The following is a 20,820-nucleotide window of genomic DNA, read 5'->3' as shown; positions in this document are numbered from 1 at the left end:
CGGCCAGACCGCGCTCGTCTGTGCGGTGGCGCACGAACGGCCGCACGGGGGCATCGCGCACCAGTTCTTCATGGCCTCGGGCCCGCTCGCCATCCTGCCGCTGAAGGGCAACCGGTCGTCGATCGTCTGGAGCGAGCGGGAGGCCGAGGCGAAGGCCATCGCGGCCCTGAGCGACGCGGATTTCCTTGACCTGCTGCGGCCCCGTTTCGGCGATTTCCTCGGGCGGATCGAGCTTGCCGGGCCGCGATTCAGCTATCCGCTCAACCTCACGCTCGCCAATGCCTACGTGGCGCCGCGCGTGGCGCTCGTCGGCGACGCGGCGCACGGCGTCCACCCCATCGCCGGGCAGGGGCTGAACCTCGGGTTCCGCGACGTGGGCGCCCTGGCCGAGGTGCTGGTGGAGGCGCACCGGCGCGGCGAGGACATCGGCGCGGAGGACGTGCTTGCCCGCTACCAGAGCTGGCGGCGCTTCGACTCGACGGCACTTGCGCTCGGGATGGATGCGGTCAACCGGCTCTTTTCCAACGACAATCCGCTTCTACGCGCGGTGCGCGACCTCGGGCTGGGCGTCGTCGGCGCGATCCCGTCCCTGAAGCGCGGCTTCATCCGGCAGGCCGCCGGAATCGCCGGAACGCCGCCGAAGCTCCTGCGGGGGGTGGGGCTTTAGCGGGTCGCCGGTTACGGCGGACAAAGCCTTTGCTCGATTGGCGCCTTTCCATCAAATTTGTGAGAAAAGGACGCCGATCTGGCTTGGCCTTGGTCGTAGACGTACACCCCGTCCCGATTGCCCGGGAAGCAGTCACTCCAGTGTTTGCTTGATCTTGTGACCAGAATGATCGCGCGCGCCTCTCTAGCCCTCGGCAGCAAGTCTTGCTTCAAAAATTTTCTCGCCGCGTCCGTTGAGGGAAGTTGCCCGATGAGACCCAAATCCGGGCGGGAAACCGAATGGTAGGGGCACAGTTCTATCGCAGCCACGCGTCGTGAGATTTCTCGCAGAGCGGAATAATAATTGGGTTGCGCTTTCGTTTCGACGAGCTTCGCTGCAATCGACCTGAACTTCTTTTCCCACCAGTGGTATGCACCGCTCCAGGCATTCCGTGGGTCAATGCTGTGGTTGGGAAACTCTTCGCCCGCGAGACGCTGACGCACTGTGTTTTCCCACATCCGGAGGTATCGTCTGTCGGTCTGCTCAAGGTAGCTATGTGGCGCGACACCGGGGTTCAGGAGCAGCACGAAGATGTCCGCGCGCTCAAGATCGCCCAGATAAGGCGCGGGAAGTAGCGACACATGAAGGCGACCATCTCGTTTCCCGAAGTCATTGCCGCGAATGAAGCTGTGGAAATTCCGCGCCTCGACTTGCGGCAGCGTTTTCCCAATCTTTCGGAGAAACTCTTCATCGTCCGGGTGAACATGCGGGGCTTCGCCGCGTTGGAACCCGGACCAGAAATCAACAAGCGCGTTCGTCAAGTCACGGCCCCCGCCCCCTCACTCCAGCTTCCGCGCCTCGTCGGCGAGCATCACCGGGATGCCGTCGCGGATCGGGTAGGCGAGCTTGGCGGGTCTGGAGACGAGTTCCTGCCGCTCGGCGTCGTAGCTCAGCGGCGCCTGGGTCAGCGGGCAGACGAGCGCCTCCAGCATCCGCCGGTCGGGCGTGATCCCCTCGGTCAATGCACCACCTCCTCGCCGCCGGAGCGGAGCGCGAATTCCATCAGAGTCACCAGCGTCTCGCGCCGGGTCTGGAGCGAGGGCGCCTCCAGCAGCGCCTGCTTGTCCTCGGGCTCGAAGGGGCAGAGCATGGCGAGCGAGTTGACGAGAAGCTCGTCGGCCGCCTCGCGCAGGCTTTCCCAGTCGGTCGAGAGCTGTTCGGCCTCGAAGTAGCGGCGCAGGAGCTGGAGGAAGCTCTCGCGGTCGAAGCCGGGGTCATCCTCCGGGCCGGCGCGGTCGCGCTCGAACCCGTCCCAGCGGACCTCGGCGGAGAGATAGGGGGCGAAGCCCGAAATCTCGCGCAGGAGGCGGAAGCGCGAGACACCGGAGAGGGTGATCATGTAGCGGCCGTCGTCGGTTTCCGACAACGCGGTGACCCGGCCGGCGGAACCGATGGCGGCGAGGCGCGGCTGGCCGTCCGGGCCGGGGCGCGGCTGGATCATCCCGATGAGCCGGTGCGGCGTCTTCAGCACGTCCTCGAGCATGGCGAGGTAGCGCGGCTCGAAGATCTGCAGCGGCAGGCGCGCGCGCGGCAACAGGAGCGCCCCCGGCAGGGGGAAGAGCGGGATCTTGTCCGGCAGGTCGCCCTTGATCCTCATGGCCGTGATCCTGATCCGCGCGTCACCGTCCGCAAGGTCGCCGCATCAGGCGAAGAGCAGCGAGGAGAGCTTGCGCCGGCCCTTCAGCACGATCGGGTCGTTGGGCTTCAGCGCGTCGAAGATGGTGAAGAGCTGCTTCCTGGCCGCGCCGTCGTTCCAGTCGCGGTCGCGGCGGAAGAGCTCGAGGAGTTCCTCGACGGCGCCCTCGACCTTGCCCGCGGCATGAAGAGCGAGCGCGAGGTCGAAGCGGGCCTGATGATCGTCGGGGTGCGCCAGCACGCGGTCGAGCAGTTCGGCGACCGGGCCTGCGCTGGCCGCCTGGCGCGACAGCGCGATCTGGGCCCGGGCCGCTTCAACCTCCGCCGAGCCGGCGATGGCGGCGGGCGCGGCGGCCAAGAGCCCCTCGGCCTGGTCGGTCTGGCCGAGCGCGAGATGGGCTCGCACGAGACCACCATAGGCGCGGGCGTTCTCCGGCTCCTCCCCGAGGATCGCGGCGAAGGTCTCGGCGGCATCCACGGCCGCCCCCTGCGCGAGCATATCCTCGGCCGCGTCGAGCGCCTCGGCCAGCCCGCCGTCGCCGGCGAGGCCCGCGAGCTTCTCGACGAAGGTCTTGATCTGCGACGGCGGAATCGCGCCCTGGAAGCCGTCCACCGGCTTGCCCTGCCAGAAGGCGTAGACCGTCGGGATCGACTGGATGCGCAGTTGCGCCGCGATCGTCTGGTTCTCGTCAACGTTGACCTTGGCCATGCGGACCTTGCCGCGCGCGGCCTGGACGGCGGATTCGAGCGCGGGCCCGAGCGTCTTGCAGGGTCCGCACCACGGCGCCCAGAAGTCGACGATCACGGGCACCTCGCGGCTCGCCTCGATCACCTCCGCCATGAAATCCGCCTCGGTCACGTCGCGGACGAGGTCGCCGGCGGGCGCGCCGGTCTTCTGGCCGAATTCGAGCATGTCTGCCCCCTTGAATGGCTGGTTGCCCCCTATATGCGCGCGAAGGGCGCCGAGGCCAAGGGGGTGTGGCGGAGACGCGCGGGCGGCTCAGTCGAAGAACGGCGTCACCTCGGCAACGATCACCGCATTCTCGGCCAGCGCCCGGTCCATCAACGCGCGTTCCTCGGGCGCGATCTCGTGGCCCTCGGCCTCGCGCTCCTCGGCGGTGCCGTAACCGGTGACGTCGAGCGGCGCCAAGTCGGCTTGCTTGAGGATCGCCACCGCCTCGCGCACGGCCTCGTCCTCGTCCACGCCGGAGGCATAGACCATGATCGCGGCGCCGGTGGCCTTGGCCGGCAGCCCGTCGCCGGCCTTCCGCCCGACTTCGACAAGAAGCGTGTAGACCTGCTGCGGGCGCGGGCTGCGGCGGGGCGTTTCGGTCATTCCGGGATCCTCCCGTCCGCCGTGGTGGGCCTCGCGCGGCGCGAAGTCAAGCGGCGGGCCGGGGCGATGTCACTGGGCGGAGGCCATCCCGTCGCGGCCGGTCGCTGCGGTTGACCCGGGTCAATGACGGCCACTCCGCCGGGCGGGATGCTCGATCGGCAAAGAGGAGTGATCAGCATGGGCGTCAGGGCCATTCTGACGAATTCGGTGCGATCGGCGATCCTGGCGCTGGCGCCGACCATGGCGCTCGCCGATTTCGCCGGCGATTTCGACGCGCTTCTGGTTGAGGGCAAGCGGGACGCGGCCGAACGGCTTGCGGCGGAGCGCATCGCCGCCGCGCCCGAGGACGCAGCGGCGCATTTCGCGCTGGGGCTGGCGGAGTTCCTCGGCGCGGTTGAGGGGCTGGGCCAGGGCTTGCACCGCTACGGCCTTGCCAACAGCTACGGCAACCCCTCGGAGATCGTCCTCGGCGATGGCCTGCCGTTCCTGCGCATCCCGGTGCCGACGAACCCCGCGCCCGAGCCCGTGACCTACGCGGGGTTGCGCGCCCTGCTCGTGGAGTTCACCGCCGATCTGGCCGTGGCCGAGGCTACGTTGGCGGCGGCGCCGGCCAAGGATTTCGACCTGCCGCTGCGGGTCCCCGCGATCCGGCTCGACATGGACGGCGACGGGGCGGGCGACGCGGAGGGGTCGATCGCGGCGCTCTACCTCGCCGTAACGGGGGCCGACTTTTCCGAAGAGGGCCGGGAATGGGGCCGGCTGGCCGCCGCGGGCAAGGTCGCGCCGATGGGGATCGATCAGAGCGAGGTGCCCTGGCTGCAGGCCTACTGCCACCTTTTGAGCGCGGTCGCCGACATTCCTCTGGCATATGACTGGCACGAGGCGCTCGAGATGACCTTCCACGACGCCTTCCCCGCGACTCGGCTGCCGTCGTCGGGGCTGGTGGACGAGGAAAAGCGGCTGCTGGCGCAGCTTGGCCCGGAGCCGCCACAATTCGATGTCGGCGACTACACGGGAGACTGGTGGGAGAGGTACCGGGACTGGCGCGACACGCCCGAGGGCATGGCGCGGGCACGTTGGGAAGAGCAGTCCTTCGCGGTCCGGATCGCCGGCCTGGTCGATCTGGGCGTCTTCGTCCACCTGATGCACTGGCCGGTCGTGGAGCCGGAGCGGATGGGCGAGGCGCGCGAACACCTTCTGGCGATGGTCGCGCTCAGCCGCGAGAACTGGCGGCGCATCGAGGCCGAGACGGACGACAACCGCGAGTGGCTGCCCGGCCCGAAGCAGACGTCGCTGCTGCCGAACCTGAGGGTGAACGATGTCGTCGTCTACGGCTGGAGGCGGTTTCTGGACGAACTGGAGGCCTTGCTGGAGGGGCGCACGCTTCTGCCGCACTGGCGCTTCGCCGAGGGGCGGGGCGTGAACCTGCGCCGGTTCTTCGACGAGCCGCCGACGCTCGATCCGATCCTGATCGCCCAAGGGACGTCGGTGCTGCCCTATCTGGAGGACGGTGATACGGTGTCGCAGGACACCGTCGGGGGCATCCTCAACATGCTGGAAGCCGGGCCGCTCGGATACTTCCTTTGGTTCAACTGACGCGCCGCCTTAGCCGCCATCGGCGGTGAACCCGGCCGCGGCGATGCCGGCAGAACCCGCCGCCTCGTCGTTGTCGGAGGTATCGCCCGAGACACCCGCCGCACCGAGCAGCATCCCGTCGGCGGCGCGGATCAGCACGCCGCCCGCGACCGGGACCATCTCTCCGCCCACGGCGTGGACGGCGCCTGTGAAGAAATGCGGCCGGTCGATCGCCATCTGGCCGATGGCGCGCGAGCCGAGGCCGAGCGCGACGGCGCCCCGCGCCTTGCCGAGCGCGATTTCGAACCGCTTCAGGCTGGTGCCGTCCTCGCTGGCCGCCGCGACGAGGGCGCCGCGCGAGTCGAGGACGGCGATGCTGAGGGGCTTGAAGCCCGCGGTCCGCGCATGGGCGAGCGCGGCCGCCACGATGGTCTGTGCTTTCGCCAGCGTCAGTGCGGTCATGGCCTGCCCCCTCAGTCCCGGAGAAGTTCGTTGATCGAGGTCTTGGACCGGGTCTGCGCGTCGACCCGCTTCACGATGACGGCACAGTAGAGATTGATGCCGCCCTTCGAGGGCATCGAGCCCGCGACGACGACGGAGCCCGCCGGAACCTCGCCATAGGTCACCGCGCCGGTTTCCCGGTCGACGATCTTCGTGGACTTGCCGATGAAGACCCCCATGCCGAGGACGGAGCCTTCGCGGACGATGCAGCCTTCGACGACCTCCGAGCGCGCGCCGATGAAGCAGTTGTCCTCGATGATCGTGGGACCCGCCTGCATCGGTTCGAGCACGCCGCCGATGCCGACGCCGCCGGAGAGGTGGACGTTCTTGCCGATCTGGGCGCAGGAGCCGACGGTGGCCCAGGTGTCCACCATCGTGCCCGCATCGACATAGGCACCGAGGTTGACGAAGGAGGGCATGAGCACCACGCCCGGCGCGATGTAGGCCGACTTGCGGACGATGCAGTTCGGCACGGCGCGGAAGCCGGCGGCCTTCCATTCGGCATCGCCCCAGCCGGCGAACTTCGAGTCCACCTTGTCCCACCAGGAACTGCCCTGCGGCCCGCCGGTCTGCTGCGCCATGTCCTTGAGGCGGAAACCGAGGAGCACGGCCTTCTTCGCCCACTGGTTGACCCGCCACTGCCCATCCGGCTGCCGCTCGGCGACGCGCAGCTTGCCGCTGTCGAGCGCCGCGAGCGTCGCGCCGATCGCCTCGCGCGCCTCGCCCTTCGTCGCCGGCGTGATGCTGTCGCGCGCCTCCCAGGCGGATTCGATCGCGGCTTCGAGTTCGGCATGCTGCATCCGGCGGTCCCCCTCTGACGGTCCTGCGACCCCTGCCCTATAGGACGCGCGGCCGCGCGAGGCAATGCGCTGCCCCCCGTCACAGTTTCGCCATTGCGCGCTGCGATGCTGGCCGAAAAGCCCCGGGCGGGTTACTTCTGGGGCATGCAGAGAGCAGGACGACATATGAAAGACGATGCGAGGAGCCATCCGTTCCGCGACAGCCACGACGACGTGGAAACCTTCGCACGCATCCCGGACACGCCCCAGACGCGCGCGCCGGCCTACCGGCTGGCCTTCACGGATGCCGATTTCATGATGCGCGAGGAGCTGAGGCCGGTGCGGCTGCAGCTCGAGCTTCTCAAGCCTCAGATGATCATGGACGAGCGCGGGATCGAATCGACCATCGTTCTGATGGGCAGCGCGCGCATCCCGGACCCGAGCGGCACCGCGGCGCAGGTCGAGGCGCCGGTGATCGAGACGGCTGCGGGCGCGCAGTCCGAGGCCGCGCGCGGCGCGGCGCGGCTCGCCGGCTGGTACGACGAGGCGCGCAAGCTCGCACGCCTGATGACCGAGCGCAGCCTTGAGAGCTACGGCCGCGAGAATGTGATCGTGACGGGCGGCGGGCCGGGGATCATGGAGGCGGGGAACCGCGGCGCGGCCGACGCGGGCGGCCATTCCATCGGCCTCAACATCGTGCTGCCGCACGAACAGGCGCCGAACGCCTATGTGACGCCCGACCTCTGCTTCAACTTCCACTACTTCGCGATCCGCAAGATGCATTTCCTGATGCGCGCGCGGGCCATCTGCATCTTCCCCGGCGGCTTCGGCACCCTCGACGAGATGTTCGAGAGCCTGACCCTGATCCAGACCGGGCGGATGCGGCCCGTGCCCTTCCTGCTTTTCGGCCGCGATTTCTGGGAGCGGGTGATCAACTGGCAGGCCCTCGCAGAGGCCGGCACGATCTCGCCCGAGGATCTGACGCTTTTCCGCTATGTCGAGACGGCGGACGAGGCGGCGGCGATCATTGATGCCTTCGAGCCCGGCTGCTGAAGCCGGTCAGGCGCGCGCCCGCGCCTTCGGCGCCGCCGAGTAGGTGACGATCCGGTCGACCGCGGTCCGGAAACGCGCGTCATCCACGGTGAGCGCGACGCGCACCCAGCCGGCGAGGCTTTCGCCGAAGGAAGTGCCGGGCATGACCGCGACGCCGGTCGCCTCCAGCAGGTCCATCGCGTAGGCGGAGTCGTCCCGCCCCGTCGCGGAGACCTCGACGAGCGCGAACATCCCCGCTTCGGGCCGGTGGACAGAGAGTGCGGTTTCCTGCGCGAGCCGGTCGGCGAGGTAGCGGGCGCGGGCGGCGAAGCGCGCACGCATCCCGGCGGCGACGGCCGAGGGCGCGGCGATGGCCTCGGCCGTCATGTCGGCGATGAAGGGCTGGTTGCCGAAAAGCATGGTTTCCGAGAGCGGCAGCAGGCGACCGGCGCAGTCGGCGGAACAGACCGCCCAGCCGGAGCGAAAGCCGGGGGCCGCGTGGGATTTCGAGATCGACGAGACGGCGACCGTGCGGTCGGCAAGCTCCGTCCGGTCGAAGGGCGAGGCAAAGGGCGTACCGTCGAACACCAGTTCCTCGTAGACTTCGTCGGAGACGATCCAGAGGTCGTGGGCGCGGGCGACGTCGCCGATGGCTGCGAGGTCGGCCGGGGTCAGCACTGCCCCGGTGGGGTTGTGCGGCGTGTTGAGGAGAATGGCGCGGCTGCGCGGCGTGACTCGGGCGGAGAGGTCCTCGGCCGAGATCCGGAAGCCCCTTTCGGCGCGCAGCGGCACCGGGACGGGCAGCGCGCCGCCCGCCCGGATCACGGCCTCGTAGGTGGCATACATCGGGTCACCGACCAGCACCTCGCCGCCGGGTTCCGCCAGCCCCATGAGAACGGCGTAGAGCGCGGTCTGCGTGCCGGGGAAGCAGAGCACCTGATCGGGCGAGACCGGGCGACCCGCACGGGCGGCGTAGCGCGCCGCAAGCGCCGCGCGAAGGGCGGGCTCGCCGCGGCCGGTGGAGTACTGGGTGCGACCCGCGCGCATGGCGGCGACGGCGCACTCAAGGAGATCGTCCGGCGCTGCCACGTCGGGATTGCCGATCGTCAGGTCGATCACGTCGCGGCCGCGGGCGGCGAAGTCGGCGGCAGCGTAGTGCACCGCCCACTTCGCCGAGCCGAGACCGGCGAGGCGGTCGAGCACCGGGGAATACCTCATGCGGCGCCCCCCGCGAGGTCGAGGCCGAGCAGGGCGCCCACCGAGACGAGGCCGAGGGTCTCGATCTCGCCCGCCACGAAGGCTTCGGGCAGCACCCCGGCCTCGAGCCAGAGTCCGTCGATGACGGCGTTGCAGGCAATGGCGAGGCGTCGGAGTTCCGCGCGCCCCGCGATCCGGCCGGCTTCGGCAAGGGCTGCAGCTATCAGCCCCTGAAGCCGGTCGCGGTAGGCGAGGTAGGTCGCCTCGTGCGTCGCCCGCATCGCCGGATCGCGGCGGACCATGTGCAGGAACGCCGCCCAGAGCGACACCGCGCGCGGATCGACGACGGGCGGCGTCAGCGAGGCAGAAACGAAACGGCGAAGCCGCTCGCGGGCGTTGCCGGCGCCGAGCGCGCGTTCGGAATCCGCGATCTGGCGGGCCATGTGCGCTTCGTAGGCGGCGTTCACCAAGTCCTCCTTCGAGGTGAAGTGATGCCGGATCATGCCGGGCGAGAGCCCCGCCGCATCGGCGATGGCGCGCACGGTCGTCTCTGCCGGCCCGGCCTCCGCCATGAGGTCGAGAACCGCCGCGATGAGGTCGGCGCGCCGGGTCTCGGGCTCCTCGCGCGTGAACTTGCGGCGGTCGGCGGTCATGGCTCCTGGCACTCCGGTGAATTATACAATCGTATTATTCACCGGAGTGCGCGGACTCGCAAGGGATTTCGCCTCTGGCCTCCGCCACGCGGGGCGGGCAATCTGACGCGGGAGCGACGGAGGCAGGGATGCAGAACACCGACCGTATCTGGGATATCGCGGAGCGCCACAGGGAGGCGTTCATCGGCCTTGCCGATCGGGTCTTCGACACGCCGGAGGTCGCCTATACCGAAACCGAAAGCTGCGCGGCCCATGCGGCGATGCTCGAGGCCATGGGCGCCCGGATCACCCGGGACCTCGCGGGCATCCCGACGGCAGTCATGGGAGAGTGGGGGACCGGAGGCCCTGTGATCGCGATCCTCGGAGAGTACGATGCCCTGCCGGAGCTGGGGCAGGAGCCGGGTGTGGCGGAAGAGCGGCCGCTGGGACGGTTCGGCCACGGCTGCGGCCACAACCTGCTCGGCACGGCGGCACTGATGGCCGCCGTCGCGCTCAGGGACTGGCTTGCCGAGACGCGAACACCCGGCCGGGTGCGCTACTACGGCTGCCCCGCCGAGGAGGGCGGGGCCGCGAAGACCTTCATGGTGCGCGCGGGCCTCTTCGACGATGTGGACGCGGCGATCAGCTGGCATCCGGCGGACTACACCGGCGTCTTCCACGCCAATTCGCTGGCCAACACGCGGATCGACTTCACCTTCCTCGGCCGTGCCGCCCACGCGGCCGGGGCGCCGGAACTGGGGCGTTCCGCGCTCGACGCGGTGGAACTGATGAACGTGGGCGTGAATTACCTGCGCGAGCACATGCCGCCGGGCGCGCGGATCCACTACGCCTATCTCGACGCCGGCGGCACGGCGCCGAACGTGGTGCCGGCGAAGGCGACAGTGCGCCAGCTCGTCCGCACCCGGCGGCTCAGGGACCTCAACGCGCTGGTGGAGCGGGTTCGCAAGATCGCCGAGGGCGCCGCCATGATGACCGAGACGCGGGTGGAGACGCGGGTGGTTTCCGCCGTGTCGGACCTTCTTGGAAACCGGGTTCTGGAAGAGGCGATGCAGGCGAACATGGAGCGTCTGGGTCCGGTGGATTTCGACGCCGAGGACCTGCCCTTCGCGGAGGCCATCCGCGCGACGCTGACCGAGGAGCATATCGCCGACACGTTCCGCCAGCTGGGGCGGCCGGTCGAGCGGGGCCTGGCACTCTGCGACTTCGTCGTGCCGCTCGACGCGGGCGCCGGCGCCTCGCTCGGCTCGACCGACGTGGGCGACGTCAGCTGGGCGGTGCCGACGGTTCAGGCCTGGGTCGCGACCTGCGCCATCGGCACGCCGTTCCATTCCTGGCAGCTGACGGCGCAGGGAAAGATGCCGGCGGCGCACAAGGGGATGGTCCATGCCGCGAAGGTCATGGCGGCGACGGGGCGCGACCTTTTCACGCGGCCCGACCTCCTGGCCGCGGCGAAGGCCGAGCACGCGGCGCATCTGACGCGCGAGCCCTACCGCTGCCCGCTTCCGCCCGAGGTGAGCCCGCCGATCCCGGCGCGGGGCTGAGGGTTTCCGGCGGCGATTGCGGGCCAGCACCCTCCCCCTCCCTTCCCCACAAGGGGGAGGGGAGGTAGGGGTGCCATGCCGCGCCCCTTGCCGCAGCAGGACCGCCCCGGCGAGGCCCTAGGCGGAGAGGCCCAGCGCCTCGCGCAAACGGTCATGCGGGATGGCGGGAACGAAGTTGCCGTCGCGTCCCTCCATGTCCGCGTTCGCGACCATGGCGTTCAGGATCGCCTCCTCCACCGCCTGCGCGGCCGCCTCGAAAAAGGCGTCGATCTGTTCGTCCGGCACCCATGCCGCCGTCAGGAGCGCCTCGCCCGCGCCGCCCATGATCGCCCGGTTCGCGGTGGAAAAGGCGAGAAAGATGTCGCCCGAGCCGTGCCGGCCAAAGCCCCCCATCCGCGCAACGCCCACCGTCGCCCGCTGGGCGATCCGGCGGAGCTGGTGCGGCAGGAAGGGCGCGTCGGTGGCGATCACCGCTATGATCGAGGAGAGGTCCCGGTCAGGCGTCGCGCGGCGCATCGGCACGGCGTCGAAGGCACTGCCGATCCGCCGGCCGAGCACGGTGAGATCGCCCCGCGCGCCGAAGTTCGCCTGCACGAAGGCCCCGAGCGTGTAGCCGGTCCCGCCGTGGGTCACGCGCCGCGAGGCGGTGCCGGAGCCGGCCTTGAAGCCGAAGCACTTCATGCCCGTCCCGCCGCCGACGCTGCCTTCCTCGACGGGCCCCGCGACGGCGCCGTCGATGGCGGCGAAAACGTGATCCTCCCGGACATGGAAGCCGTTGATGTCGTTCAGGAATCCGTCATATGTCTCGGCCGCGACCGGCAGCGCGAAATCCTCGTCGAAGCGGCCGGCGAAGCGGCGGACGGCCCAGCGGATCGTGGCGTCGCGCGTCAGCCCGCAGGAATGAGTGTTGGTGATTGTGACCGGCAGCGCGAACTTGCCGGCCTCGGCGATGTAGTGGACGCCCGTCAGCTCTCCATTGCCGTTGAAGCTGTGGAAGCCGGCGAAGACCGGCGCCTGCACATCCTCCACCGGGCGGGGCAGGATCGCGGTGACGCCGGTGCGGACCGGTCCCTGCCCGACGACAAGCGGCCCCTGCCCCGCGATCAATGTCGTGTAGCCGACCGCGACGCCCGGGACGTCGGTGATGGCGTTCCATGGGCCCGGCATGCCCTCGACCACAAGGCCGAGGCCGCGGGCGCGGGGCTTTCCGGACGGTGTAGAGCGATGCGGATCCGTCATGCGTGACCTCCCTGTGGCGTCCCGACAGGGATCAGACGACCACCTCGATGCTTTTCTGTTCGCCGACGCCGAAGACCCGCTTGTAGCGCGCGATCTCATCGGCAGGACCGGTCGCCTTGTTGGGATTGTCCGAGAGCTTCACGGTCGGCCGGCCGTTCGCGCTCACGGCCTTGCAGACGAGGCTGAAGGGCGCGAGCCCGTCGTTCGGCGCGAAGCCGCGGAAATCGTTGGTAAGCAGCGTGCCCCAGCCGAAGGAGACCTTCACCCGCCCGGCAAAGCGCGCGTGCAGCGCCTCGATCAGTTCCACGTCTAGCCCGTCGGAAAAGATCACGAGCTTCTTCGTCGGATCCTCGCCACGGTCCTTCCACCAATCGATCGCGGTCTCGGCGCCGACGAAGGGATCGCCGGAGTCGATCCGCACCCCCGTCCAGCCGGCGAGCCAGTCGGGTGCGTTCCTGAGGAAGCCCTCGGTGCCGTAGGTGTCGGGCAGGATGATGCGGAGGTTACCGGAATGCTCTTCGTGCCAGTCCGCGAGGACCTTGTAGGGCGCCTCGCGCAGTTCTTCATCGGTGTCGGCGAGGGCGGCGAGGACCATCGGCAGTTCATGCGCGTTCGTGCCGATGGCCTCGATGTCGCGACGCATGGCGATCCGGCAGTTCGATGTGCCGATGAAGGCATCGCCAAGACCCTCGATCATCGCCTGCACGGCCCAGTCCTGCCAGAGGAAGGAATGCCGCCGCCGCGTGCCGAAATCGGCGATCTTCAGCCCCTCGATCCGGCGCAGGCGCTCGATCTTCTCCCAGAGCCGCGTCATCGCGCGGGCGTAGAGCACCTGAAGCTCGAACTTGCCCATGGTGGCAAGGACGGCGCGGGACCGCAGTTCCATCAGCACGGCGAGTGCGGGGATTTCCCAGAGCATCACCTCCGGCCACTTGCCCTCGAAGGTGAGCTCGAACTGATCGCCGCGGCGTTCGAGGTGATAGGGTGGCAGGCGCAGCGCCTCGAACCATTCCATGAAGCTGGACGAGAACATCTGCCGCTTGCCGTAGAAGGTGTTGCCGCGAAGCCAGGTCGACTCGCCCCGGGTCAGCTTGAGCGAGCGGACGTGGTCGAGCTGTTCCCTGAGCTCCCCCTCGTCGATGACCCGGGCGAGCGGGATCCGCGTCGTGCGGTTGATCAGGCTGAAGGTGACGGTCGTGTCGGGCCGGTTCCGCAGTACCGACTGGCACATCAGGAGCTTGTAGAAATCGGTGTCGATCAGCGACCGGACGATCGGGTCGATCTTCCAGTTGTGGTTATAGACACGGGTGGCGATATCGACCATTCACGCCTCCAGCCGCACGCCGGCGGCACGCATGTCGGCGCGCGCCTTCGCGAGCGAGCCGTCAAGGTCGATGGCGCGGCAGGCGCCTTCAAGCACCGTCACCTCGAAGCCGAGCCGTGCGGCGTCGACGGCGGAATAGGCGACGCAGAAATCGGTTGCGAGGCCGACGAGGGTGAGTCGGGTCGCGCCGCGCGTGCGCAGGTATCCTTCGAGGCCGGTCGGCGTCCGGTGGTCGTTCTCGAAGAAGGCGGAGTAGCTGTCTATGGCGGCACGGAAGCCCTTGCGGATCACGAGGTCGGCCGGGTCGGTGGCAAGCGCGGGGTGGAAGGCCGCGCCCGTCGTGCCCTGGACGCAGTGAGCTGGCCAGAGAACCTGCGGCCCATACGGCATCTCGGCCAGCGTGAAGGGCTGGGCGCCGGGGTGGTTCGCGGCGAAGGAGGCGTGATCCGCCGGGTGCCAGTCCTGGGTCAGGACCTTCACCGCAAACTCGGCCATCAGGGCGTTGACGCGGGGGATGATCTCGTCGCCGCCCGCGACCGCGAGCGCACCGCCCGGGCAGAAGTCGTTCTGCACGTCGATGACGATGAGGGCATGGGTCGCGTCGCGCATCTTTCACCTCTCGCAAGGGTTTTCCGTTGCTAGGATGCGTCCGGCCTCAGGTCAATGGCGGGGTTGCCCCGGACCCGGTGGCGCGACTATGAGCGGGCGCATGCTAATTGTCGCTGCACTTTACCGCTTCACGCCCTTTCCCGACCCGGCCGCTCTGCGGGCGCCCCTGCTCGCCGCCTGCGAGGCGGCCGGGGTGCGCGGCTCGCTCCTCCTCGCCCGGGAAGGGATCAACGGCACCATCGCGGGCCCGCGTGAGGGGATCGATGCGGTTTTGGCCCATGTCCGCGCGCTGCCGGGCTGCGCCGGAATCGAGGCGAAGGAAAGCACAACCCGGGCCATGCCCTTCGGCCGGATGAAGGTGCGGCTGAAGCGCGAGATCGTGACGATGGGTGTCGCGGGCGTGGATCCCACCCGCGCCGTCGGACGCCTCGTCGAGCCGGCTCACTGGAACGCGCTGATCACGGCCGAGGATGTCGCCGTCATCGACACGCGCAATGCCTACGAGGTGGCGATCGGCAGTTTTCGCGGCGCAGTCGATCCTGGCACCGCGAGCTTCCGCGACTTCCCGTCGTGGTGGCGCGCGAACGCCACCCGGTTCGGCAACCGGCGCGTGGCCATGTTCTGCACCGGCGGCATCCGCTGCGAGAAATCCACGAGCTTCCTCTTGCGGGAGGGCGTCGCGGAGGTCTTCCACCTCAAGGGCGGAATCCTGAAGTATCTGGAGGAAATTCCGGAAGCGGAGAGCCTCTGGCAGGGCGGCTGCTTCGTCTTCGACGAGCGGGTGAGCGTGGGCCACGGTCTGACGGCCACCGGCCACGGGTTGTGCCGCGCCTGCCGACGGCCCTTCGCGGCGGCGGACCGCGCGCATCGGGATTTCGAGGAGGGTGTCTCCTGCCCCTCGTGTCGCCACGAGTTCACGAACGCGGACCGCGCGCGCTTCCGCGAGCGCCAGCGCCAGGTGGCGCTGTCCGAGACGCGGGGTACCCCGCATTTCGGGCCGGAGGCCGGTCACCGGCCGAGGAAGGCGAAGAGCTTGTCGAACCGGTCCGGGCCGACGCGCGACCAGTCGTAGCCGAGCGCCGCAACGCGGGCGACGGCGCCGCGCGCGCGCCGCAGGTCTTCGTCGGCGGCATAGGCCGCAAGTCGATCGCGGAAGGCCGCGATGTCGGACGGATCGACGATCTCGAGGGCGCCAGTCTCGGCCCCGATCCGTCCCGCCCCGGCCGCAGAGGCGAGGACGGGCAGGCCATGGGCCGCTGCCTCGTAGGTCGAGATCGGGTCGCCTTCCTCCAGCGAGGGCAGGACCGCCACGTCGGCCCGCAGAAGTTCTTGGGCGACGTCATTGCTGAAGCCCACGGCCGAAACGGTCTCGCCATCGAGCACGTCGGCGAAGCAGCTGCGGATCGCAGGCTCCACCGCGCCAAGAAGCCTCAGACGTGCTCCCGGGGGCGGACGGCGCCAGGCTTCGAGCAGGAGATGTGCACCCTTGCGGACACAGACCGAGCCCACGAAGACGAAGGTCACGGGGGCGCCCGGGACGCGCACGGGACGGTCCGGCAGGGTGGCCGGCACCCAGGTGCCGTAGCTTGTCGGGATGACGCGGCTGGCGACGGGTGTGCCCGCGAAGGCGTGCTCGGCCGCCGGGCTGGGGGCGAAGATCGCGCTGCAGAGGATCTGGCGGAGGTTCTGGATCGCGATCCTGAGGTCGGTGATGCCATGGGCGGGCGGCAGGCCGAGGGCGTCGTAGGCGGCATCCAGAAGCGGCTTGGCCACCGCCATCCGGGTGTTGACGGATTCGGTGACGATGGTCACACCGCGCCGAGCGAGCCGTTCGTAGACGGAGACCGGCACCGAAGGCCAGAGATAGGCGATGTCGCCTTCGCCGACGGTTTCGAGATAGCGGCGGTGCAACAGCCCGTCCGCGATCCGACGGCCGAAGGGCAGGTGCCGGACGAAGCGCGGCCGACCGTCGCGCACGACAAGACCCGGCGGGACCTCGCCGTCGAAGCGGGCGGTGACGAGATCGGCGCGGTAGCCGGCGGCGATCGAGGCGGCGAGGATCGACCGGCAGGTGCGGCCCACGCCCACTGTCTCGCAAGGGTTGCTCATGAGCGCGCGAATCGGCCTCGCGGGGACAACCCGGACCGAGGGAGGCGCCTTCGGCTTTTCCGGCAGGACGAACTGGCGCGGGGCAGTGACGGACACGGGCAGGCAACCTTCGGGAGAACACGCTAGAGCCTTACGCCTGAAGGAGACGCTTGCAAAGTGCGTTTGCCGGTCCGAGGCCATGCACCGCCTGCACAAGCGTTGATGCGATCCGCAGGCGCCGAATGTTGCCGAAATGGCGACAGGATGGCCGGCCATCGCGCTTCACGCATGCGGCGACCGCCGCGCCCTCTTCTGGAGCGGGGACGGCCCCGATATGCTCGCGCCGAGGAGCAAGGCGGGAAGGATGACAGGATGGACAATTCGGGGGGCGGACAGCCGATGAAGAAGGCGCGGCGGCGCGGGCTGAACAGGCTTTCCGGCCTGCGCAACCTCATCGTCGACGCGAAGCGGCTCTGGTATCGCCGCGCCTGGGGCATGGACATCCATCCCACCGCGCAGTTCTCGCTGTCGGCGAAATTCGACCGGACCTTCCCGATCGGCATCCACATCGGACCGATGAGCTACATCGCCTTCGACACCCGCATCCTGACCCACGACCGTACGCGCGGGCTCTACCTTCACACGCGAATCGGGGCCAACTGCTTCATCGGCGGATGCAGCCTCATCCTTCCAGGTGTGGAGATCGGCGACAACTGCGTGGTGGGCGCGGGGTCGGTGGTGACGAAGTCCGTGCCGCCCCGGTCGATCGTCGCGGGCAACCCGGCAAAGGTGATCCGGTCGGGGATCGAGGTCGGCCCCTACGGGCGATTCCTGACCGCGGACGCCACCGAGAGCGCGCTGGCCGAACAGGGGCTGACGTGAGCCGATGGCCCGTGCGGCCGTCCTGACCGGTCTCCTCCTCACGCTCCTTGCGGCGGCGGTAGTGTTTCGGCAGGCGCCGGGGCCCGAGGCGCCGCGCGACCGGATCGTGCGGGCGACAGGTCCCGCGCCCGAGCATATTGCCGGTGTCGCCTTCGGCACCAGCCTGACGGCGCGTGCGCTCTGGCCGGCGGAGCTCGAGGCCAGGCTTGCCGGATGCGGCTTCGGCGCGGCCAGCGTGATCGTTCGGGCACGGCCGGGCGCGAATTCCGCCGAAGGGCTGGCGATGCTCGGATCCGAGGGAGCAGGGCCCATCCATCTCGCGCTCATAGAATTCGCCATCAACGACGCGGACATGATCGACGGGGTCGCGCAGGCGGCGAGCCTGCAGAACCATCGGGAGATCATCCACGCGCTCAGGGCGCGCCACGCGGGGATCGCCGTCGTGCTTCTGACGACGAACCCGGTCACCGGACTTCAACGGCTGAAGCGGCCGAAGCTCATGGCCTATGGCGATCTATACGTGCAGCTCGCCGCCGAGGAGGGCGTGAGCCTCTTCGATGGCACCGCGCGTTGGCGTAACGGCGATCCGGGGCGCGACGGTCTCGCGGACGGGCTCCACCCGGATCCGGCGCTCGAGGCCCGGCTCTACTCGCGACCGCTGGCCGACACCGTCGCGCGGATCTTCGGGCGGGACTGCCCACCTTAATTTCCGCCTTCGTGCCCGCGCGATGCGACCCGCTGCACGGCAACGCCCCGGCGGAGAATGATATCCCCTCGGGGCAACCTGCCGGCACGGACGTGGACGGGCCCCCGCGCCGCTCTGGCACGGGCCACCAGTCCCGTGGCGGCTCAGACGCCACCGGACGAGCGCGGCCCGGACCGATGCCGACCGGCGTGGGGGTGGCGCCGTCCCGCAAGACGGGAACAAGACCATGATCACGCTTTCCGCCCTCACTATCGACCAGAGACGAGTTGGCGATTCGCCCCCGGCGCCGAACCTCGGCTCGGTCACGCTCACGGGCTTCAGCGCCGACCGGGTGGTCTTCGACAGCGGGGCGGGCGTCGGGCTTGCCGAGGCCGACATCCCGCTATCGGGCACCTCCACGGCGGGCGAGGTGGTGCAGGCGCGGGCGGTGTCGCTCGACGACGGCGGCGCGACCACCACGGCCTGGGCGGATCTCGCCACGGCCGACCCGAGCGGCGTCTGGTCGGGCACGATCACGGTGCCCCGCAGTGCCTCGTGGTTTCGGCCCGAAGCCCGGCTCAAGGCGCAACCCTCCGTGGCGGCGCAGGGTGCGCATCGTTTCGGGGTGGGGCACGTGATCGCCATCTGGGGCCAGTCGGAGCCGGACCGCATCATCTCCGCCTTCCACAACACCACCACGCCGCCCGCGGTCGACGACCCCGAGGCAGTCCAGATCCTCCATGGCGCGGCCGCGACGCCGCTGCGGCACTTCGTGACGAATGCCGCGCCGCTGGCTGCCGGCGCGGCGGCGCTCGCGGCGACACTGATCGCGGAGCGGCCGGGCGAGAAATTCGCCGTGATCTTCCATACGGTACCCGGCACCGATCCCCGCGAACTGGTGGACGACACCAATCCAGGCCGGTCCTGGGCCGCCGACAAGGCGCTGCATGACTTCGCCACCGCCGATGGCCAGCACGTCGGCCTTGCCGCCATGTCCTGGTTCGCCGCCCCCGGGAGCCTCGGCTCGGCCTATGGCGAGGCGATGTTCCCGCTCTTCTCGGGCAAGACCATCGCGGGCGCAACGGTCACGTTCCCGGCGACGATCAGCTACGGTGCGGGACTGAGCTATCATGCCGATCACTGGTTCGGAGAGCTCTACGACTACACGCGGACGCGCTGGGTGCCCTATGGCCCGCATCGCTTCGACATCGATGCCGAGATGCAGGATGCCACGCATCTGCTGGGCGGCGCGGTGCAGAGCAACCTCGCCAACAAGCAGGCCGCGCGGCAGAGCTGGCGGGCGATGCTGGCGCTGCCGGCGGCGACCATGTTCCTGCCTGCTGCGGTGGAGCCCGTCACCTACGTCAACGGCTTTGACGACGGCGCCGGCGGGTGGACCGACTTCTCGCACCCGGCCGGAAACACGCCCGACGGGATTCAAGCATGGGCCCGGTTGACGGCGCACGCGATCCTGCGCTCGGCCGGGCTTTCGACCTGGGCCGTACCGGCCTTCGACCAGTCGCTCTGGGAGCCGACGGGCGCCTGGGTGGAGGTGTGGTCGTCCGCCGGGCCGGTCACGACCACGCGGCGCGCGCGCGGGGAACCGGCGCTCGGCTCCGGTCAGCCGCACTGGACGGAGGTCATCGGCTTCCAGGTCAACGGCGCGCCGGCACGCAATACCCAGATTGTCGCCGGTCGGGTGCGGATCTTCCCCAATGCCGGCGCCTTCATCTATGCCGACTCGATCCAGTACGGCGAGGGTGGCGCAACGGGAATGATCGCGTTCCCCGAGGATTATCTTGCGGCCATCTGGAAGAACCTGCCCATCGTCACTATCGGCGCGGCTGGGGTGGATGGCATCCCGGTGACGCCCCTTCCGTCCGCCGCCGCGCTCACCAACACGCTGCCCGCCGCCGCGCAGCCTTTTGCGGCCACGTCGACCGGCCCCTATTTCCTCGACCCGGCGAACGTGCCCGCAGGCACGACGCAGATCACATTCTCCGCCCGCTTCCGTCTCGCAGCGTTGCCGCCGACGGGCAGCTACATCCTGTTCGCGCAGTCGGGCGGGAGCTTCGATGTCGAGGTGCTCAACAACGGCAGCCTGAGAGTGAACATCCGCGACAGCGCGGCGGTCAAAGTACTCAACAATGCGCTCGTCTCCGCCGGGCTGGGTGGCGGCATCTGGTACGACCTTGTCTGCTCCGCCGATCACGCCGCACAGGTCTGCCGGGTGCAACTTAACGGTGTGCTCATCGCGACGCTGCCCTTCTCCGTCGCCGGAACGGGTTTCTTCGCCAGCAACCGGGCCATCGGTTTCCTCGCGCGCAACAACGCGACCTTGCAATTCGTCGGCACCGCGGAAACACTGCGCGCCTGGTTCGCCGCGACCGGTTCTGGCGACGCGCCCGCGACGATGCCCTACAAGAGCATCGCGGGGCCGGCATCGCTTGCCAATGCGGACCCCTGGAAACTCGGCGCGAACGCGACGTGAAGAGAGTGCATGAAACGCAACAGGGGCCCGACGGGCCCCTGTCTTGGGTTTCTCGCAACGGCCCGGCGCCGATTTACCAGAGCGCGACGATATCGGTCGCCGTCGTGCCGGTCGCGTTCAGTCGCGCAACGCGCACGGGCAGGACGCTGCCAGCCTGAACGTTCCGGAAAAGGACCGTCTGGCCGCCGGCCAGACGCGCCGCGACGTCGCCGGTCTGACCGATGAAAAGCGCACGCGGCAGGACCGCGAGATCGGCCGCGTCGCTGGGAACGATCGCGGCGGCATCGCGCGCCGGCGCCGTCAGGCTCGTGGGATAGTCGGAAAACTTGTCCATCTCTGTCTCCTGTACGACCATCTGCCCCGAGTGGCGGGAGCCGGGCAGGACCGCTCCCTTCCCGGCCGTCCGGAGGCATGGTCTCTGTCGCCAAGGCGGAAAAGTGGCCGATGCGGCCACCTTCCGACTTGGCAACAATGAGATTGGCCTGGTTAAGAACGCTGCACGCAACCGTACGGTGAGTACTGTTTCACCTTGCCGCCCCGATGATTC

General features: G+C 69.4%; 22 protein-coding genes. 8 read left to right on the top strand and 14 right to left on the bottom strand.

The window, feature by feature from the left end:
* The coding region (locus F9K34_RS00995) for an FAD-dependent monooxygenase (protein ID WP_291334600.1) at positions 1-667 on the top strand (667 nt) is incomplete at its 5' end.
* Between the two features lie 11 nt (positions 668-678).
* On the opposite strand, the gene F9K34_RS00990 is transcribed toward F9K34_RS00995, so the two are convergent.
* The 5 genes from F9K34_RS00990 to F9K34_RS00970 form a co-directional block, all read right to left on the bottom strand.
* Entirely contained in the window at positions 679-1,467 is a 789-nt protein-coding gene (locus F9K34_RS00990; protein WP_291334599.1) for a hypothetical protein, read from the bottom strand.
* A gap of 18 nt (positions 1,468-1,485) precedes the next feature.
* The gene (locus F9K34_RS00985; protein ID WP_291334604.1) at positions 1,486-1,638 is read right to left on the bottom strand and encodes a Trm112 family protein; all 153 of its coding nucleotides are present in this window, start codon (positions 1,636-1,638) and stop codon (positions 1,486-1,488) included.
* A gap of 26 nt (positions 1,639-1,664) precedes the next feature.
* Positions 1,665-2,303, bottom strand: a complete 639-nt coding sequence (locus tag F9K34_RS00980) for an LON peptidase substrate-binding domain-containing protein (RefSeq protein ID WP_291334598.1) — start codon at positions 2,301-2,303, stop codon at positions 1,665-1,667.
* A gap of 45 nt (positions 2,304-2,348) precedes the next feature.
* On the bottom strand, positions 2,349-3,254 hold the full coding sequence (gene trxA, locus F9K34_RS00975; RefSeq protein WP_291334597.1) for a thioredoxin: 906 nt from the start codon (positions 3,252-3,254) through the stop codon (positions 2,349-2,351).
* A gap of 87 nt (positions 3,255-3,341) precedes the next feature.
* Complete coding sequence (locus tag F9K34_RS00970) at positions 3,342-3,677, bottom strand: hypothetical protein (protein ID WP_291334596.1); 336 nt, start codon at positions 3,675-3,677, stop codon at positions 3,342-3,344.
* A 177-nt stretch (positions 3,678-3,854) separates the two neighbouring features.
* On the opposite strand from F9K34_RS00970, the gene F9K34_RS00965 reads away from it, so the two are divergent.
* Positions 3,855-5,273: a hypothetical protein gene (locus F9K34_RS00965; protein ID WP_291334595.1), complete on the top strand. Its 1,419-nt coding sequence runs from the start codon at positions 3,855-3,857 to the stop codon at positions 5,271-5,273.
* Positions 5,274-5,282: 9 nt separating this feature from the next.
* On the opposite strand, the gene F9K34_RS00960 is transcribed toward F9K34_RS00965, so the two are convergent.
* A complete protein-coding gene (locus tag F9K34_RS00960) occupies positions 5,283-5,714 on the bottom strand; it encodes a GlcG/HbpS family heme-binding protein (protein WP_291334594.1) in 432 nt (143 codons plus the stop codon).
* Positions 5,715-5,725: 11 nt separating this feature from the next.
* Positions 5,726-6,553 (bottom strand): 2,3,4,5-tetrahydropyridine-2,6-dicarboxylate N-succinyltransferase, encoded by an 828-nt coding sequence (gene dapD, locus F9K34_RS00955; protein WP_291334593.1) that lies wholly within the window; start codon positions 6,551-6,553, stop codon positions 5,726-5,728.
* Between the two features lie 165 nt (positions 6,554-6,718).
* Here dapD and F9K34_RS00950 point away from each other — a divergent pair, with 165 nt between their 5' ends.
* Positions 6,719-7,585, top strand: a complete 867-nt coding sequence (locus F9K34_RS00950; RefSeq protein ID WP_291334592.1) for an LOG family protein — start codon at positions 6,719-6,721, stop codon at positions 7,583-7,585.
* 6 nt (positions 7,586-7,591) lie between these two features.
* Here the strand turns inward: F9K34_RS00950 and F9K34_RS00945 are convergent, their stop codons facing one another.
* A complete protein-coding gene (locus F9K34_RS00945) occupies positions 7,592-8,782 on the bottom strand; it encodes a pyridoxal phosphate-dependent aminotransferase (protein ID WP_291334591.1) in 1,191 nt (396 codons plus the stop codon).
* Positions 8,779-9,414: a TetR/AcrR family transcriptional regulator gene (locus F9K34_RS00940; RefSeq protein WP_291334590.1), complete on the bottom strand. Its 636-nt coding sequence runs from the start codon at positions 9,412-9,414 to the stop codon at positions 8,779-8,781. Before F9K34_RS00940 ends, F9K34_RS00945 begins: the two co-directional genes overlap by 4 nt.
* A 128-nt stretch (positions 9,415-9,542) precedes the next feature.
* Between F9K34_RS00940 and F9K34_RS00935 the strand changes: the two genes are divergently transcribed.
* The gene (locus F9K34_RS00935; protein WP_291334589.1) at positions 9,543-10,955 is read left to right on the top strand and encodes a M20 family metallopeptidase; all 1,413 of its coding nucleotides are present in this window, start codon (positions 9,543-9,545) and stop codon (positions 10,953-10,955) included.
* Positions 10,956-11,072: 117 nt separating this feature from the next.
* Here the strand turns inward: F9K34_RS00935 and F9K34_RS00930 are convergent, their stop codons facing one another.
* The 3 genes from F9K34_RS00930 to pncA are packed head-to-tail and all read right to left on the bottom strand — an operon-like array spanning position 11,073 to position 14,127.
* Positions 11,073-12,194, bottom strand: coding sequence for a P1 family peptidase (locus F9K34_RS00930; RefSeq protein ID WP_291334588.1), 1,122 nt, complete (start codon positions 12,192-12,194; stop codon positions 11,073-11,075).
* 31 nt (positions 12,195-12,225) lie between these two features.
* Positions 12,226-13,518 carry a nicotinate phosphoribosyltransferase gene (pncB, locus tag F9K34_RS00925; RefSeq protein ID WP_291334587.1) on the bottom strand — a complete coding sequence of 431 codons (1,293 nt, stop codon included), beginning with the start codon at positions 13,516-13,518 and terminating at the stop codon, positions 12,226-12,228.
* Positions 13,519-14,127 (bottom strand): bifunctional nicotinamidase/pyrazinamidase, encoded by a 609-nt coding sequence (gene pncA, locus F9K34_RS00920; protein ID WP_291334586.1) that lies wholly within the window; start codon positions 14,125-14,127, stop codon positions 13,519-13,521. It lies immediately after the preceding gene.
* Positions 14,128-14,227: 100 nt separating this feature from the next.
* On the opposite strand from pncA, the gene trhO reads away from it, so the two are divergent.
* On the top strand, positions 14,228-15,199 hold the full coding sequence (gene trhO / locus F9K34_RS00915; protein WP_291334585.1) for an oxygen-dependent tRNA uridine(34) hydroxylase TrhO: 972 nt from the start codon (positions 14,228-14,230) through the stop codon (positions 15,197-15,199).
* On the opposite strand, the gene F9K34_RS00910 is transcribed toward trhO, so the two are convergent.
* Positions 15,136-16,209, bottom strand: coding sequence for a glycosyltransferase family 4 protein (locus tag F9K34_RS00910; RefSeq protein ID WP_291334584.1), 1,074 nt, complete (start codon positions 16,207-16,209; stop codon positions 15,136-15,138). The two genes, trhO and F9K34_RS00910, sit on opposite strands and share 64 nt — an antisense overlap.
* A 378-nt stretch (positions 16,210-16,587) precedes the next feature.
* Between F9K34_RS00910 and F9K34_RS00905 the strand changes: the two genes are divergently transcribed.
* From F9K34_RS00905 to F9K34_RS00895, 3 genes are all read left to right on the top strand, one after another.
* A complete protein-coding gene (locus F9K34_RS00905; protein ID WP_291334583.1) occupies positions 16,588-17,097 on the top strand; it encodes an acyltransferase in 510 nt (169 codons plus the stop codon).
* A gap of 4 nt (positions 17,098-17,101) precedes the next feature.
* Positions 17,102-17,803, top strand: coding sequence for an SGNH/GDSL hydrolase family protein (locus F9K34_RS00900; protein WP_291334582.1), 702 nt, complete (start codon positions 17,102-17,104; stop codon positions 17,801-17,803).
* A 226-nt stretch (positions 17,804-18,029) separates the two neighbouring features.
* Positions 18,030-20,273: a hypothetical protein gene (locus F9K34_RS00895; protein ID WP_291334581.1), complete on the top strand. Its 2,244-nt coding sequence runs from the start codon at positions 18,030-18,032 to the stop codon at positions 20,271-20,273.
* 73 nt (positions 20,274-20,346) lie between these two features.
* Here F9K34_RS00895 and F9K34_RS00890 read toward each other — a convergent pair whose 3' ends face one another.
* Entirely contained in the window at positions 20,347-20,607 is a 261-nt protein-coding gene (locus F9K34_RS00890) for a spike base protein, RCAP_Rcc01079 family (RefSeq protein WP_291334580.1), read from the bottom strand.
* Between the last annotated feature and the right edge of the window lie 213 nt (positions 20,608-20,820).

Source organism: Albidovulum sp. (genome assembly GCF_008933605.1).
In the GTDB taxonomy this organism is placed as follows: Bacteria; Pseudomonadota; Alphaproteobacteria; order Rhodobacterales; family Rhodobacteraceae; genus Albidovulum.
Note: the sequence above shows the minus strand (reverse complement) of the source record. Positions and strands in the feature narration are given on the sequence as shown.

What these genes read in the sequence shown, in the direction of transcription:
- F9K34_RS00895 (WP_291334581.1), top strand. Translation starts at nt 18,030, where the DNA reads ATGATCACGCTTTCCGCCCTCACTATCGACCAGAGACGAGTTGGCGAT.
- trxA (WP_291334597.1), bottom strand. Translation starts at nt 3,254, where the DNA reads ATGCTCGAATTCGGCCAGAAGACCGGCGCGCCCGCCGGCGACCTCGTC.
- F9K34_RS00935 (WP_291334589.1), top strand. Translation starts at nt 9,543, where the DNA reads ATGCAGAACACCGACCGTATCTGGGATATCGCGGAGCGCCACAGGGAG.
- pncA (WP_291334586.1), bottom strand. Translation starts at nt 14,127, where the DNA reads ATGCGCGACGCGACCCATGCCCTCATCGTCATCGACGTGCAGAACGAC.
- F9K34_RS00960 (WP_291334594.1), bottom strand. Translation starts at nt 5,714, where the DNA reads ATGACCGCACTGACGCTGGCGAAAGCACAGACCATCGTGGCGGCCGCG.
- F9K34_RS00890 (WP_291334580.1), bottom strand. Translation starts at nt 20,607, where the DNA reads ATGGACAAGTTTTCCGACTATCCCACGAGCCTGACGGCGCCGGCGCGC.
- F9K34_RS00970 (WP_291334596.1), bottom strand. Translation starts at nt 3,677, where the DNA reads ATGACCGAAACGCCCCGCCGCAGCCCGCGCCCGCAGCAGGTCTACACG.
- F9K34_RS00980 (WP_291334598.1), bottom strand. Translation starts at nt 2,303, where the DNA reads ATGAGGATCAAGGGCGACCTGCCGGACAAGATCCCGCTCTTCCCCCTG.
- F9K34_RS00950 (WP_291334592.1), top strand. Translation starts at nt 6,719, where the DNA reads ATGAAAGACGATGCGAGGAGCCATCCGTTCCGCGACAGCCACGACGAC.
- pncB (WP_291334587.1), bottom strand. Translation starts at nt 13,518, where the DNA reads ATGGTCGATATCGCCACCCGTGTCTATAACCACAACTGGAAGATCGAC.
- F9K34_RS00985 (WP_291334604.1), bottom strand. Translation starts at nt 1,638, where the DNA reads ATGCTGGAGGCGCTCGTCTGCCCGCTGACCCAGGCGCCGCTGAGCTAC.
- F9K34_RS00930 (WP_291334588.1), bottom strand. Translation starts at nt 12,194, where the DNA reads ATGACGGATCCGCATCGCTCTACACCGTCCGGAAAGCCCCGCGCCCGC.
- F9K34_RS00940 (WP_291334590.1), bottom strand. Translation starts at nt 9,414, where the DNA reads ATGACCGCCGACCGCCGCAAGTTCACGCGCGAGGAGCCCGAGACCCGG.
- F9K34_RS00945 (WP_291334591.1), bottom strand. Translation starts at nt 8,782, where the DNA reads ATGAGGTATTCCCCGGTGCTCGACCGCCTCGCCGGTCTCGGCTCGGCG.
- F9K34_RS00900 (WP_291334582.1), top strand. Translation starts at nt 17,102, where the DNA reads ATGGCCCGTGCGGCCGTCCTGACCGGTCTCCTCCTCACGCTCCTTGCG.
- F9K34_RS00965 (WP_291334595.1), top strand. Translation starts at nt 3,855, where the DNA reads ATGGGCGTCAGGGCCATTCTGACGAATTCGGTGCGATCGGCGATCCTG.
- dapD (WP_291334593.1), bottom strand. Translation starts at nt 6,553, where the DNA reads ATGCAGCATGCCGAACTCGAAGCCGCGATCGAATCCGCCTGGGAGGCG.
- F9K34_RS00905 (WP_291334583.1), top strand. Translation starts at nt 16,588, where the DNA reads ATGGACAATTCGGGGGGCGGACAGCCGATGAAGAAGGCGCGGCGGCGC.
- trhO (WP_291334585.1), top strand. Translation starts at nt 14,228, where the DNA reads ATGCTAATTGTCGCTGCACTTTACCGCTTCACGCCCTTTCCCGACCCG.